Below are 13732 nucleotides of genomic sequence, written 5' to 3'. Positions count from 1 at the left end.
GGGGGCGAAACTGGCAAGTAAGATAGCCCATGCAGGTTCAGAAAAGGGAAGCAAATCGCCATGTTATTACCCTGGCTTATATTAATCCCGTTCATCGGCGGCCTGCTGTGCTGGCAGTTTGAGCGTTTTGGTAGCAAAGTGCCGCGCTGGATTGCCCTGATCGCAATGGGACTGACGCTGGCGCTCTCATTGCAGCTCTGGTTGCAGGGTGGCTACTCACTGACTCAACCTGCCGGGGTTCCGCAGTGGCAGTCGGAATATCTGCTTTCGTGGATCCCACGATTCGGCATCAACGTGCACCTGGCGCTGGACGGGCTTTCGCTGTTGATGGTGGTGTTAACCGGCCTGCTTGGCGTGATGGCTATCCTCTGTTCCTGGAACGAAATTGAAAAGTGGCAGGGGTTCTTTCACCTTAATCTGCTGTGGATCCTCGGTGGCGTTATCGGCGTGTTTCTTGCCATCGACATGTTCCTGTTCTTCTTCTTCTGGGAAATGATGCTGGTGCCGATGTACTTCCTGATTGCGCTGTGGGGACACAAAGCATCGGACGGCAAAACGCGCATCACGGCGGCAACCAAATTCTTCATCTATACCCAGGCCAGTGGTCTGGTGATGTTGATCGCCATTCTCGCGCTGGTATTTGTTAACTACAACGCCACCGGGGTGTGGACCTTCAACTACGAAGATCTGTTGAAAACGCCGATGTCTCACACCGTTGAGTACCTGCTGATGCTGGGCTTCTTTATTGCCTTTGCGGTGAAAATGCCGGTTGTGCCGCTGCATGGCTGGTTGCCGGATGCGCACAGCCAGGCACCGACAGCCGGTTCCGTTGACCTGGCGGGGATCCTGCTGAAAACGGCGGCCTATGGTCTGCTGCGTTTCGCGCTGCCGCTGTTTCCTTCCGCCTCGGCAGAATTTGCCCCGATTGCTATGTGGCTGGGCATTATTGGTATCTTCTATGGCGCGTGGATGGCTTTCTCGCAGTACGACATCAAACGTCTGATCGCCTATACCTCGATTTCACATATGGGTTTTGTGCTGATTGCTATCTACACCGGCAGCCAGCTGGCGTTCCAGGGGGCGGTGGTACAGATGATTGCCCACGGCCTCTCCGCTGCGGCACTGTTTATCCTCTGTGGGCAGCTGTACGAACGTCTGCATACTCGCGACATGCGTCAGATGGGCGGTTTGTGGTCACGAATCAAATGGCTGCCAGGTCTGTCGCTGTTCTTCGCGGTGGCAAACCTGGGGATGCCGGGAACCGGGAACTTTGTCGGTGAATTTATGATCCTGACCGGCAGTTTCCGATCGGTGCCGCTGATTATTGTGATCGCCACCTTTGGCCTGGTGTTTGCGTCGGTCTATTCACTGATTATGATGCAGCGCGCTTACTACGGCCCGGCAAAATCTGAGAAACCTCTGCGTGGTATGTCGCCGCGTGAATTCCTGATCAACATGGTGCTGGTGGTTCTGCTGCTGCTGCTGGGCTTTTATCCTCAGCCGGTGCTGGATACCTCACATGCTGCGATGAGCAACATTCAGCAGTGGTTTACTGCTTCAATTTCAACTACAAGGCCGTAATTCGCCATGACAATAACTCCTCAACAATTGATCGCGCTTCTGCCGCTGCTGATCGTCGGATTGACGGTGGTGGTTGTGATGCTTTCCATTGCGTGGCGACGCAATCACTTCGTTAATGAGACGCTGGCAGTGGTCGGGCTGAACCTTGCCCTGCTGTCACTGTTCTTCGTCGGCCACGCTGGCGCAATGGATGTTACGCCGCTGCTGCGCGTGGATGGCTATTCCATGCTCTACACCGGGCTGGTCATTGTCGCCAGCCTGGCTACCTGCACCTTTGCTTATCCGTGGCTGGCAACCTACCCGGATAACCGCGAAGAGTTCTACCTGCTGGTGCTGATTGCCGCTGCGGGTGGAGTGGTGCTGGCATGCGCTAATCACCTGGCCGCGCTGTTTATTGGTATTGAGCTTATCTCTCTGCCGCTGTTTGGTCTGGTGGGCTATGCCTTCCAGCAAAAGCGTTCGCTGGAAGCCAGTATCAAATACACCATTATGTCGGCAGTCGCTTCCTCCTTCCTGCTGTTCGGTATGGCGCTGCTGTATGCCAACGCGGGTGACCTGAGTTTTGTTGCGCTGGGTAAAAGCCTGAACAGCGCCATGCTGCATCAGCCGCTGCTGTTGGCTGGTCTGGGCATGATGATTGTGGGGCTGGGATTCAAGCTGTCGCTGGTGCCGTTTCACCTGTGGACGCCGGATGTGTATCAGGGTGCGCCTGCGCCGGTTTCGACCTTCCTCGCCACCGCCAGTAAGATTGCCATTTTTGGCGTGGTGATGCGTTTGTTCCTATACGCGCCGGTGGCTGACAGCGAAGCCGTCCGTCTGGTGCTGTCGATTATCGCCGTGGCGTCAATGCTGTTTGGTAATCTGATGGCGATTTCGCAGAGCAATATCAAACGTCTGCTGGGCTATTCGTCGATTGCTCACCTTGGCTATCTGCTGGTCGCGCTGATTGCCATTCAGACGCATCAGCTGTCGCTGGAAACCGTCGGCGTCTATCTGGCCGGTTACCTGTTCAGCAGCCTGGGTGCGTTTGGCGTGGTCAGCCTGATGTCCAGTCCTTATCGCGGTCCGGATGCCGACTCGCTGTACTCTTATCGCGGTCTGTTCTGGCACCGTCCAATCCTTTCCGCGGTGATGACCGTGATGATGCTGTCGCTGGCCGGGATCCCAATGACGCTGGGCTTTATCGGTAAGTTCTATGTGATTGCGGTTGGCGTCGGCGCACATCTGTGGTGGCTTACCGGTGCGGTTGTGGTGGGAAGTGCGATTGGTCTCTATTACTATCTGCGCGTCACCGTCAGCCTGTATCTGACGCCACCGGAGCTGTTGCAGCGTGATACCCCGGCCAACTGGGCATTTACTGCCGGTGGGGTGGTGGTACTGATCTCTGCCGTGCTGGTTCTGCTGTTAGGGATCTACCCGCAACCGCTGATCTCGCTGGTGCAGATGGCACAGCCGCTGATGTAATTTTACAGCGATAACGAACGGGCTCTCAGTAGCCCGTTTTTTTCACCCAATCCCATCTGTTTTTCTCTTTTCCCGCCTTTGCCGATAACGAAAAGCTCGTCCTGCAATCAATCGCGATAAGCAATCCGGCACCGAATGCCTAAAACAGAAACATTTTTTGATGTTAATGAAGGAGCGCAAAACTGAAAAGGAGCTTCTATGGAAACAACATTAGTGACATATTTTCCGGTGGTCTCACAGCAACTGTGGCAGGAAAATCAGCGGGCAATTGGCAACAAACCTTATGCTGACTATTTCTGCAAACAGCTGAAAGTCCCGGTTGACCTGGTGCACGCCACGCAGAACGGCCCCTTACCGCCGGAAAAAACCTTCCCACCTGTACCCGACCGCCTCAACTCTCTGTTTACTGAACTGTCGCATTTTCCCCGTGCCGTTTATGGCGTGGCGGATGATGGTGAACAGGGGATAACCACCTGCAATGTCACCCGACATTTTATGCCGGGTGTGACGGTAGCCATGATGGAGTGGTGGTTTCTGTGGCATGTGGCAGAAAAAGAGCGCTATTCCCTGTGGTTTCCTTATGCGCATGTTGATAACAGTGTGGCTGAGCCACACAGGATGAACGATCCTCATCTGAGCTACGCAGAAAAGCTCTATGGCAATCCCAATCACATTATTGAATATATTGGCGACACGAAACTGGATGCCATTATTCATTTTACCGACCCGGTGTCGCTGGGGCTCGACAAAGCGCTGCTGGAGAGACATAACCTCAGATTTTCGGCCAGTGGCTGGGCGACACAGGCTGACAGGCCTGATATAGCCAATACCCTGATGTTGCACATCGGGCGGGACGTGGCAGGAGGTTTTGAACTTTACTCCTGCTATTTTATCGGGATGCACCAGCAGTTCAGCCGGATTTCTGGCCTGTCGCAGCCCGACGTTCGGGCCACTGCGGAGGCGGCCGGTATGAACCGGCAAATGCTGGAGGCGCTCTCCTATGAAATGGCCGTTCACGATATGACTGAATTCACCCAGTTGGGAAGGATGTTACCGCAGTTATACCGTCAATTCGCTGACTGAGTTGAGGGCGCTTTTCCCGAACATGAGGGAGTGATTTATCGCGAAGTCAGTGACGGCTGAATGTTACAGGGGGCGCATGATGCGCCCCCTGTTTTGTCAGCCTGCCGTCATCTGACGGTCATCAACATATTTTCGTTTGTCCGGCGCGGGCGGGAAGTACTGATACAACCACGTCTCGCTGAGGGTTTCGTCTTTGGTACGTAGAAACAGCCGCATGTTGACCGGCTCCACCGAATTGCCGTTGGGATACCAGTCAAACAGAATGCGATAGCCGTCGATGGGCTCAACGTAGAGGATCTCAACCTGTTTAATGGTGCCGGAGGTGACGTTAATTACCGGCTCGATGCCTTTCGGCGCAGCCGCTTTCAGATCGCCACCGACAAAATCCACTGCAAACCGACGAGCCCAGACATCCGGGTAGTGTTCACCAGGCGCCCAGCCTTCCGGGAAACCGCCCATGCCGGTGCGAGTGGCATTAACACGCGCCAGACCGCTGCGAACCGGCGGCAGGCCGCTCCAGTAAAGCTTATAGCTGAAGCTGTGCTCACTGCCCGCTTTAATCGCATCATCCGGACGCCAGAAGCAGACAATGTTATCCAGCGTTTCCCCGGTGGTGGGGATCTCCATCAGATTGATCGCTCCTTTACCCCACTTGCCGACCGGCTCAACCCACAGGCTGGGGCGTTTGTTGTACCAGCCAATCACGTCCTGATAATCCTGGAAATCATGATTGAGCTGCAACATGCCAAAGCCACGCGGATTCTCATCCTGATAGGCGTTGTAAGTCAGACGTTGAGGGTTATTCAGCGGTCGACAGATCCACTCTCCGTTGCCGGTCCACATTGCCAGTCGGTCGGAATCGTGGATCTGAGGGTGAATGGTGTCACACATCCGGCGCTCGTTATTGCCGCAGCTGAACATGGTGGTCATTGGTGCGATACCCAGCTGCTCAATATCTTTACGGGCGTACAGATGGTTTTCCACCTCCATCACCACGCGTTTCTCTTCGCAGTGGATGATAAATTTGAATGCGCCGGTACAGCTGGGGCCATCCAGCAGGGTGTAAACGGTAAAGGTGGTATCTTGCGGTTTTGGCGTTTCAAACCAGAATGCGGTGAAGTCCGGGAACTCCTCCTTGCTGCCGAAGGTGTTAATCGCCACCCCTCGGGCTGACAGGCCATACTGGTAGGTTTCATCTACCGCGCGGAAATAGCTGGCACCAAGGAAGGAAACAATGTCCCGACTGGCCAGTTCAGGTTTCCTGAAGGCGCGGAAACCGGCAAAGCCCAGATCGGTTTTACCTTCCAGCTGTTTGGTATCCACTTTGGCGTCGTTGTAATTAAACAACTCAGGACGAAAATGGATTTCACGCGCCTGGCGATTATCATCCACTGCGAACATGCGCAGCCGACGTTTAAAGCCCATACCAACGTGGAAGAACTGAACATCCAGCTCACGGTCGCCATTACCATTCCATAAAGAATGATTAGCATCGTACTGAATTTCGTTGTAGGCCTGTGGGGTCAGCGTTGCCAGCGTCTCTGGCAGGGGAGCAGGTGCGCCACCATAGGCATTTTTTGCCAGCCCGGCGGCCATTTTTTTGAGCACGTCAAAATCAAATTGCTTTGCGGAGCCGTCGGCAATGTCGCTGTCTGCCCAGGCGGCCTGAGCAAAGAGCGTGGATAAACCGGACATGCCGCTGACCGCAGCACAAGCCATTGACGCTTTCATAAACATTCTTCGATTCATGCCAGAAGCCATTTCCTTTGCTGAACGGAGTTTGTAGTGACTGTCGTGCAGCTGTGCCCGGAGTCTTAACCCTGAGCTTTTAACAGCCTGCGCTACCTGAATTGTCGACCAGGCCAGAACGAAGTACGACAGCCGGTAAGGGGGATAATTCAGTCGCTAAAAACTTATCAGATAATTCCTGGTAAAGCTGCGTTTTACGCTGATTTATATTCTTTTTTTACGATGTTTCTGCATTGCAAAGTCGGGCCTGCTGTTGCAGCGCTGCGGCAATAAACTGATGCAGCGGAGCATGGCGATTAGCCTGGCGCATCACCACAATCAGTTCACGGTAAAAGGTCAGCTCACCCAGCGGGACGATGCGCACCGCGCTGGTGCGTTCAACCCACAGCCCTGCCAGCGGCACCAGCGCCACGCCAAGGCGCATCTCCACCATTCTCGCGATGGCATCTATCTCATCAATTTCCAGTGCCAGCTGGGGTTCCAGCCGTTGTTCCCGCAGAAACTGGCTGACCAGTCTGCCGCCAAATGAAGTGCGATCGTAGCGGATAAAAGGATGTTCGCGGATCAGCCGCAGCGGATCATCACCGTCTACATCGGCGGGAACAATCAGGACAAAAGGCTCTTTCAACAGCGTTTCTGCCCAGAGATCTTTGGTCAGTGTAAAGCCGGGCTTAATCACCACGGCCAGATCGATATTGCCTGCGTCCACCTGGCTCAGCAGGCTGAAAGAGACGCCCGGGACCAGCCTGGTTTCCAGCTTTGGTGCCTGGCTGCGTAGCGTAACCAGCACGGCGGGCAGTATGCCGGTTTGCACCGAGGCGATGGCACCGATTTTTATTGCTCCACGATATTCACTGAGGCTTTCGGGTTGTGCCATGCGTTCGAAGAGGGTCAGCATCTCCTGCGCAAGGGGGAGCACACGATTACCGTTAGCATTCAGCGCCACCGCCCGCCCAGAACGGTCAAACAGCTTCATCCCCAGCGCCTGTTCAAGAATGCGCATTTGCGCGCTGACGGCGGATTGTGTCAGGCCAATCTGCTGTCCTGCGGCGGCAAAGGTGCCGCACTGGCTGATGGTGATAAAGGTTTTCAGTTCCCGCAACATGGTCTACTCATCAAAATATTGATTGAATCAAACTAATAATATTCGCTTTTCATAAAAAATATTATCGTTAACATACCCGACACACAACCTCTCATTTAAGGATCGGACATGGCGCTTTGCCCGTTTCACCTGGCTATCCCGGTTACGGATCTTGCGGCTGCCCGCCATTTCTACGGCACGGTCTTCAACTTAAAAGAAGGCCGTTCCAGTGAGCAGTGGGTGGATTTTGATTTCTACGGTCACCAGTTGGTGATCCATGCGCATCCCTCAGAGGTCGCACCACAGGCGCTGCATAAAAATGCCGTCGATGGTCATGGTGTGCCCGTGCCGCACTTTGGGCTGGTACTGAGTTGGCAGGAGTGGGAAGCGCTGGCCGCGCGCCTGCGTGATTTTAATATTGCCTTCGAAATTGAGCCTTATATCCGTTTTAAAGGGCAGGCTGGCGAACAGGCCACCATGTTCTTTTATGATCCCAGCGGTAATGCGCTGGAGTTCAAAGCCTTTAAAGATATTGGTCAGATGTTTGCTAAGTAATCTGCCCTGTCACCCCGAGCATCCTTTCAAGACCTGATCCGGTCACCGGCTGTCGTGGCCGGTTTTTTTTACTTCCAGGTAAAACCTCTCCTGTCCAACAGCGCGTGACAGACAGCATTATCAGGCGATTCCTGGCGGCGCTGTCCGGCGGTCCGGCTAAAAGTGTCTATACTCAGGAGGTCAATTTGCACAAGGAGATGGTATGGCTACAAAGACTGAACCACTAGAGACGCACCTGGATGATGATCTGGCGTTGCTGAGCGAAACGCTGGAAGAAGTTCTGAAGTCTTCCGGCGATCCGGCTGACCAGAAATACATCGAGCTGAAAGCGAAAGCAGAAAAGTCGTTGAAGGAGGTGAAATCGCGCATCAGTAACGCCTCTGACACCTATTACTACCGTGCTAAGCAGGCTGTCTACCGTGCGGATGACTATGTCCATGAAAAACCGTGGCAGGGTATCGGCGTGGGTGCCACCCTGGGACTGGTTGTCGGTTTACTGCTGGCCCGCCGCTAAGTTCGTTGATGGCTGTTTACGGGCGTCCTGGTGGGCGCCCGTTTTACTTTCCACTGGCCGCAAACCCCCGTCAACCCTGGCTTAAATCAAAATTGTGCTTGAAACACGAGACTATACTCATCCGATTAATTTGATCTGGGGTGGGTTATGTCACACAGCATCTTTAACCGTCGCTGGGCTGCCGTCATTCTTGAAGCCCTGACACGCCACGGTGTACAGCATCTCTGTATTGCTCCAGGTTCCCGCTCGGCTCCGCTAACGCTTGCTGCCGCAGATAACGACAAATTCCTCTGTCATACCCACTTCGACGAGCGCGGTCTGGGCTATCTGGCTCTGGGGCTGGCAAAAGCGACCCGGCAGCCGGTAGCCATCATCGTGACGTCCGGTACGGCGTTGGCTAACCTTTTTCCGGCGGTAGCCGAAGCGCGACTGAGCGGCGAACGGCTGGTGGTACTGAGCGCCGATCGCCCTCAGCAGCTGATCAACTGCGGTGCGAATCAGGCCATTGAGCAGCCTGGCCTGTTTAGCAGCCACGTCAGTGGCGTACTCAATCTTCCGCTACCTTCTCCTGACATTCCTGCCCGCTGGCTGGTGGCCGCCGTGGACGGTCTGCTGCAACAGCATCTGGCTGGCGCGCTCCATCTGAACTGCCCCTTCGCCGAGCCGTTGTACGGTGGCGATCCCACTGCTCACCAGGCCTGGCATCAACCGCTGGGAGAGTGGTGGCACGACAACCAACCCTGGACGACCATGCCTGCTACCCCGCCGGTGCCTGTGGTGGCGGACTGGTCGCAATGGCGACAGCGCGACGGGCTGGTGATTGTGGGTAAAGTCAGCGCAGAAGAGGGGGTCGCCATTGCGAAGTGGGCGGAAATGCTGGGCTGGCCATTGCTGGCTGATGTGCAGTCCCAGACCGGCAACCCATTGCCCTGCGCCGAACGCTGGCTGCATCAGCCTGCTGCACAGCAGGCGTTGAACCGCGCGGTTCTGGTGGTGCAGTTTGGCAGTCATCTGGTTGGGAAACAGCTTACCGGCTGGCTGGCGGAGATAACACCTGAAGCCTGGTGGCTGATTGAGCCGCTGCCTGGTCACCGCGATCCCGCTTATCATCGCAGCCTGCGGATTACGGCGGATATTTCTGGCTGGCTGGCCCGGCACCCGGCTGTTTCACGTCCTGCCTGGTGTGGTTTTCTCCGCGGGCTGGCAGAGCAGACGCATCGCGCGGCGGGTGAAGCCTTCTCCACTTTTGGTGAAGCCCAACTGGCCGCCCGTTTACCGGCGCTGTTGCCTGTGCACGGCGGCCTGTTTCTGGGCAACAGCCTGACCGTGCGGCTGGCTAACGCCTTTGCCCGATTGCCCGCCGCTTACCCGGTTTTCGCTAACCGGGGTGCCAGCGGTATCGATGGCCTGATCGCCACTGCGGCCGGTATCCAGCGGGGAAGGGCCAGACCGCTGCTGGTGGTGCTGGGCGATCTCTCTGCGCTTTACGATCTTAACAGCCTGGCCCTGCTGCGTCAGGTTACGGCCCCTCTGGTGCTGATCGTGGTAAATAACAACGGCGGACAGATTTTCAGTATGTTGCCAACGCCAGAAGCCGAACGGCAACGCCTTTTTGCCATGCCGCAGCAGGTCAGTTTTGCCCCTGCCGCCGCGATGTTCAGGCTGGACTATCATCAACCCCGCAGCTGGCAGGCGCTGAAGGAGACGGTTGCCAGCGGATGGCAACACGGTGGTGCCACGCTGGTTGAACTCTGCGTAGCCGGGGATGAGGGGGCTCGCAGCCTGAAAGACCCAGGGGAAAGGGTATGATCCTCCATGCCCGCTGGCAGGGGTTACACCACAATGACCGGCCTGTGCTGGTCTGGTTACATGGATTTCTTGGTAGTGGAGAGGACTGGCAGCCGGTGCAGTCCTGCTTTACTGACTGGCCGCAGTTGAGTATTGATCTGCCCGGTCATGGTGGATCTGCCGCCCGGCGGGTTAAGGATATGGACCAGCTCTGTGAACAACTGAGCGCCACTCTGTACCATCACCGGCTGCAACGCTACTGGCTGATTGGCTATTCACTGGGTGGCCGGGCGGCAATGTATTACGCCTGTCGCCATGCGCCTCGCGGATTGCAGGGAATCGTTGTTGAAGGCGGCCATTATGGCCTTGATTCGGCGACGGCGCGGCGTGACAGGCTGGCGCATGACCAGCGCTGGGCGGAGACGTTCAGTCGGCAGCCGTTGCGTCTGACGCTGGACGCATGGTATCGCCAGCCGGTTTTTGCCGATCTCACCCCGGCACAGCGACAGGCGCTGGTCCTGCTGCGTAGCGTCCATCATGCTGATGCGCTTGCCAGCACCCTGCTGGCCACGTCCCTGGCCCACCAGCCCTGCCTGCTGAACGACCTGCAATCACTTCCCGGTTTTTATTATCTGTGCGGTGAGCGTGACCGCAAATTTCACCAGCTGGCACAGCAGGCCGCGCTGCATTTTGACCTTGTTCCCCAGGCCGGCCATAACGCGCATCGCGCTAATCCGCAGGCTTTCGCCAGGCTGTTGGCGCGAAAGCTTAGCCACTATGAGGAGTTATCATGATCTACCCGCAAGAAGAAATGTTGTATGCCCCGGTGGAATGGCACGACTCTGCTGCTGACTTCACTGACATTCGCTATGCAAAATCGCCCGACGGCATCGCCAGAATTACCATCAATCGTCCACAGGTCCGTAATGCATTTCGCCCACAGACGGTAAAAGAGATGCTGCTGGCACTGGACGATGCCCGACATGACGCAGGTATCGGGGTGATCGTGCTGACAGGAGAAGGCGATCAGGCATTCTGCGCCGGTGGCGATCAGAAAATCCGTGGGGATTACGGCGGTTATCGTGATGAAGCGGGCGTGCATCATCTTAACGTGCTGGATTTTCAGCGACAGATCCGCAGCTGCCCCAAGCCGGTGGTGGCCATGGTGGCGGGCTATGCCGTCGGCGGTGGGCATGTACTGCATATGCTTTGTGATTTAACCATTGCTGCGGATAATGCCCGCTTTGGTCAGACCGGACCGAAAGTCGGCTCCTTTGACGGCGGCTGGGGCGCGGCCTACATGGCGCGGATCGTCGGGCAGAAAAAAGCGCGTGAAATCTGGTTCCTGTGCCGGATGTACAGCGCGCAACAGGCACTGGAGATGGGGCTGGTTAACGCCGTGGTGCCACTGGCAGAACTGGAAAGGGAAACGGTGCGCTGGTGTCGGGAAATGTTGCAAAACAGCCCGATGGCGCTGCGCTGCCTGAAGGCGGCACTCAATGCCGATTGCGACGGTCAGGCTGGCTTACAGGAGCTGGCAGGCAACGCCACCATGCTGTTCTACATGACCGAAGAGGGGCAGGAAGGGCGCAATGCGTTTAATCAAAAACGCCAGCCTGACTTCAGCAAATTTAAGCGTAATCCGTAATGCGTCGCGCAACGCTGTTTTCTTACCGTATCCCGCTGGCGGCCGGCACCGTACTCCGTGACCGGCGGCTGAAGGAGCGTGCCGGATTGCTGGTAAAACTGACTGAGGATCAGCAGCAGGGCTGGGGCGAAATTGCCCCGCTGCCGGGTTTCAGCCAGGAGACGCTCAGTGACGCGCAGGCCCGGACCACCGCGTGGCTGCAACGCTGGTGCTCAGGGGAAAACGTGGTGGCCGACGGTCCGTTGCCATCGGTGGCGTTTGGTCTGAGCTGTGCGCTGGCGGAACTGCATGGTGAGTTGCCGCAGGCGGCACAATATTCCAGCGCCACGCTATGTACTGGCGACCCGGAAGATCTGTTTGAACAGCTCCGCCAGCAGCCCTGTCCGGTGGCGAAGATGAAGGTAGGCATGTATGAAGCGGTGCGCGATGCGATGATGGTCAGTCTGCTGCTGGAAGCTATTCCCTCGCTGACCCTGCGGCTGGATGCCAATCGCCAGTGGTCCGCCGAAAAGGCGCGTAAATTCGCCAGCTCGGTGGCGAAACCACTGCGTTCACGCATTGCCTTTATTGAGGAGCCCTGCCGGACCCGGCAGGAATCTCAGGCGTTTGCTGAGGAGAGCAGCATCGCGCTGGCATGGGACGAGAGCGTGCGGGATCCGGGCTACCGGCCGCGGGCCGAACCGCATCTGGCGGCGATTGTCATTAAGCCGTCGCTGACCGGAAGCCTTGCGCATATCAGGGCGCTGGTGACAGAGGCTCAGCGGGCAGGTATCGCCGTGGTGATCAGCTCCTCACTGGAGTCCAGCCTGGGTCTGACGCAACTGGCTCGTCTTGCTGCCTGGCTGACCCCGGAATCTTTACCCGGTCTGGACACGCTGGAGCTGATGGCGCAGCAGCTGGTGCGACGCTGGCCTGGCTGTCAGCAACCGCTGCTTGAGGCCCGTGAACTGGAGGTACTGTGGCAGGGCTGAACGATGTAGCCGGTTGCCCGCCGCCGGGAGCCAGTGCGTCGTCAGGACCGGATGACTGGCCCTGGCGACAATATGCGCGGTTACAGCCAGATAAGACCGCTCTGCATTCCGGCAGGGAGCGACTGAACTGGTCACAGCTGGCGCAACGGGTGGATGCGCTGGCCGTCGGCTTTCATCGCCAGGGCGTCAGCGCGGGGTGCGGAGTGGTACTGAAAGCGGCCAACAGCCAGCGCGCGGTGCTGGCTTATCTTGCTTTACTGCAATGCGGCGCACGTTTACTGCCGTTAAATCCTCAGCTACCGGCGGCCCAGGTCGCCGCGCTTCTGCCGGCATTAAACATCGATTTTGCTCTGACGCTTAACGGCGAACCGCCGCCTGAGCTGGCTGCGCTGGCGATGAACGCCCTGGCCGGAGAAACCGACGTCAGCTGGCAGCCGCAGGCGCTGGCAACGCTGACCTTAACCTCGGGATCTTCTGGTCTGCCCAAAGCGGCGGCGCATACCTTTCAGGCTCACCTTGCCAGCGCCGCTGGCGTGGTGGCGGAGATGAATTTCAGCGCTGACGACTGCTGGCTGCTCTCTCTGCCGCTTTATCATGTGTCAGGGCAGGGGATCCTCTGGCGCTGGTTAACCGTGGGTGCCAGCCTGACGCTGTCGGAGGGTGCGCCGCTGCATCAGGCGCTGGAACCGGCGACTTTTGCCTCGTTAGTGCCCACGCAGCTTTGGCGGCTGTTACAACAGCCACGCCTGCCGCACCGTCTGCGCAGGGTGTTGTTGGGCGGTGCGGTCATTCCGCCAGAACTGACCCGGCGCGCTGAAACGGCGGGTATCGCCTGTTGGTGCGGCTATGGTATGACGGAAACGGCTTCCACCGTCACCGCCAGAAGGGCTGACGGGCGGGGCGGTGTGGGGCGGCCACTGGCGGGACATCAGCTCAGAGTGGCGGCGGGTGAAGTACAGGTGCGCTCTGCTGCGCTGGCCAGCGGTTACTGGCAGGGTGGTCAGCTGCTGCCGCTGCCCGGCGTGGACGGCTGGTTTATCACCCGCGACGCGGGCTGGCTGGATGACGAAGGACTGCATCTGACCGGTCGCCTGGATAATCAGTTTTTCTCTGCCGGAGAAGGGATCCAGCCGGAGCAGATCGAGGCGGTGTTGCAGGCCCATCCGGCAGTGGAGCAGCTGTTTATCGTGCCGCTAGCGGATGAGGAGTTTGGTCATCGTCCGGTGGCGCTGGTGACCTTAAAAGATACGGTAACCCTGGCTGAGTTAGCCGCCTGGGCCGCGCCACGGCTGGCG

General features: G+C 57.3%; 12 protein-coding genes. 10 read left to right on the top strand and 2 right to left on the bottom strand.

The features are described from left to right. Window positions 1–60: 60 nt before the first annotated feature. From nuoM to BG55_RS12275, 3 genes are all read left to right on the top strand, one after another. Window positions 61–1581 (top strand): NADH-quinone oxidoreductase subunit M, encoded by a 1521-nt coding sequence (nuoM, locus tag BG55_RS12285; RefSeq protein ID WP_034938095.1) that lies wholly within the window; start codon window positions 61–63, stop codon window positions 1579–1581. Window positions 1582–1587: 6 nt separating this feature from the next. Beyond that, complete coding sequence (gene nuoN / locus BG55_RS12280; protein ID WP_034938092.1) at window positions 1588–3045, top strand: NADH-quinone oxidoreductase subunit NuoN; 1458 nt, start codon at window positions 1588–1590, stop codon at window positions 3043–3045. 198 nt (window positions 3046–3243) lie between these two features. Next, a complete protein-coding gene (locus tag BG55_RS12275) occupies window positions 3244–4128 on the top strand; it encodes a DAPG hydrolase family protein (protein ID WP_052018823.1) in 885 nt (294 codons plus the stop codon). Window positions 4129–4224: 96 nt separating this feature from the next. Here the strand turns inward: BG55_RS12275 and BG55_RS12270 are convergent, their stop codons facing one another. Together BG55_RS12270 and BG55_RS12265 are read right to left on the bottom strand one after the other, a co-directional pair. Next, a complete protein-coding gene (locus BG55_RS12270; RefSeq protein WP_034938167.1) occupies window positions 4225–5877 on the bottom strand; it encodes a glucan biosynthesis protein D in 1653 nt (550 codons plus the stop codon). Window positions 5878–6094: 217 nt separating this feature from the next. After that, on the bottom strand, window positions 6095–6982 hold the full coding sequence (locus tag BG55_RS12265) for a LysR family transcriptional regulator (RefSeq protein ID WP_034938089.1): 888 nt from the start codon (window positions 6980–6982) through the stop codon (window positions 6095–6097). A gap of 108 nt (window positions 6983–7090) precedes the next feature. Between BG55_RS12265 and BG55_RS12260 the strand changes: the two genes are divergently transcribed. The 7 genes from BG55_RS12260 to menE all read left to right on the top strand — a co-directional run. Next, on the top strand, window positions 7091–7516 hold the full coding sequence (locus BG55_RS12260) for a VOC family protein (RefSeq protein WP_034938086.1): 426 nt from the start codon (window positions 7091–7093) through the stop codon (window positions 7514–7516). Window positions 7517–7718: 202 nt separating this feature from the next. After that, window positions 7719–8030: a stress response protein ElaB gene (gene elaB, locus BG55_RS12255; RefSeq protein ID WP_034938084.1), complete on the top strand. Its 312-nt coding sequence runs from the start codon at window positions 7719–7721 to the stop codon at window positions 8028–8030. Window positions 8031–8177: 147 nt separating this feature from the next. After that, window positions 8178–9839, top strand: a complete 1662-nt coding sequence (gene menD / locus BG55_RS12250) for a 2-succinyl-5-enolpyruvyl-6-hydroxy-3-cyclohexene-1-carboxylic-acid synthase (RefSeq protein WP_034938081.1) — start codon at window positions 8178–8180, stop codon at window positions 9837–9839. Then, entirely contained in the window at window positions 9836–10612 is a 777-nt protein-coding gene (gene menH, locus BG55_RS12245; RefSeq protein ID WP_034938079.1) for a 2-succinyl-6-hydroxy-2,4-cyclohexadiene-1-carboxylate synthase, read from the top strand. The genes menD and menH overlap by 4 nt, the downstream gene beginning before the upstream one ends. Then, window positions 10609–11466 (top strand): 1,4-dihydroxy-2-naphthoyl-CoA synthase, encoded by an 858-nt coding sequence (gene menB, locus BG55_RS12240; RefSeq protein WP_034938076.1) that lies wholly within the window; start codon window positions 10609–10611, stop codon window positions 11464–11466. Before menH ends, menB begins: the two co-directional genes overlap by 4 nt. Beyond that, on the top strand, window positions 11466–12437 hold the full coding sequence (gene menC, locus BG55_RS12235) for an o-succinylbenzoate synthase (RefSeq protein WP_034938075.1): 972 nt from the start codon (window positions 11466–11468) through the stop codon (window positions 12435–12437). Before menB ends, menC begins: the two co-directional genes overlap by 1 nt. After that, window positions 12425–13732 (top strand): o-succinylbenzoate--CoA ligase (gene menE, locus BG55_RS12230; RefSeq protein WP_052018820.1); only part of this gene is annotated, 1308 nt, incomplete at its 3' end. The genes menC and menE, both read left to right, overlap by 13 nt.

Source organism: Erwinia mallotivora, from assembly GCF_000590885.1.
Taxonomy (GTDB): domain Bacteria; phylum Pseudomonadota; class Gammaproteobacteria; order Enterobacterales; family Enterobacteriaceae; genus Erwinia; species Erwinia mallotivora.
The sequence above is the reverse complement of the archived record's forward strand: the minus strand, read 5'-3'. Positions and strand labels throughout refer to the sequence as shown.

What these genes read in the sequence shown, in the direction of transcription:
- nuoM (WP_034938095.1), top strand. Translation starts at nt 61, where the DNA reads ATGTTATTACCCTGGCTTATATTAATCCCGTTCATCGGCGGCCTGCTG.
- nuoN (WP_034938092.1), top strand. Translation starts at nt 1,588, where the DNA reads ATGACAATAACTCCTCAACAATTGATCGCGCTTCTGCCGCTGCTGATC.
- BG55_RS12275 (WP_052018823.1), top strand. Translation starts at nt 3,244, where the DNA reads ATGGAAACAACATTAGTGACATATTTTCCGGTGGTCTCACAGCAACTG.
- BG55_RS12270 (WP_034938167.1), bottom strand. Translation starts at nt 5,877, where the DNA reads ATGAATCGAAGAATGTTTATGAAAGCGTCAATGGCTTGTGCTGCGGTC.
- BG55_RS12265 (WP_034938089.1), bottom strand. Translation starts at nt 6,982, where the DNA reads ATGTTGCGGGAACTGAAAACCTTTATCACCATCAGCCAGTGCGGCACC.
- BG55_RS12260 (WP_034938086.1), top strand. Translation starts at nt 7,091, where the DNA reads ATGGCGCTTTGCCCGTTTCACCTGGCTATCCCGGTTACGGATCTTGCG.
- elaB (WP_034938084.1), top strand. Translation starts at nt 7,719, where the DNA reads ATGGCTACAAAGACTGAACCACTAGAGACGCACCTGGATGATGATCTG.
- menD (WP_034938081.1), top strand. Translation starts at nt 8,178, where the DNA reads ATGTCACACAGCATCTTTAACCGTCGCTGGGCTGCCGTCATTCTTGAA.
- menH (WP_034938079.1), top strand. Translation starts at nt 9,836, where the DNA reads ATGATCCTCCATGCCCGCTGGCAGGGGTTACACCACAATGACCGGCCT.
- menB (WP_034938076.1), top strand. Translation starts at nt 10,609, where the DNA reads ATGATCTACCCGCAAGAAGAAATGTTGTATGCCCCGGTGGAATGGCAC.
- menC (WP_034938075.1), top strand. Translation starts at nt 11,466, where the DNA reads ATGCGTCGCGCAACGCTGTTTTCTTACCGTATCCCGCTGGCGGCCGGC.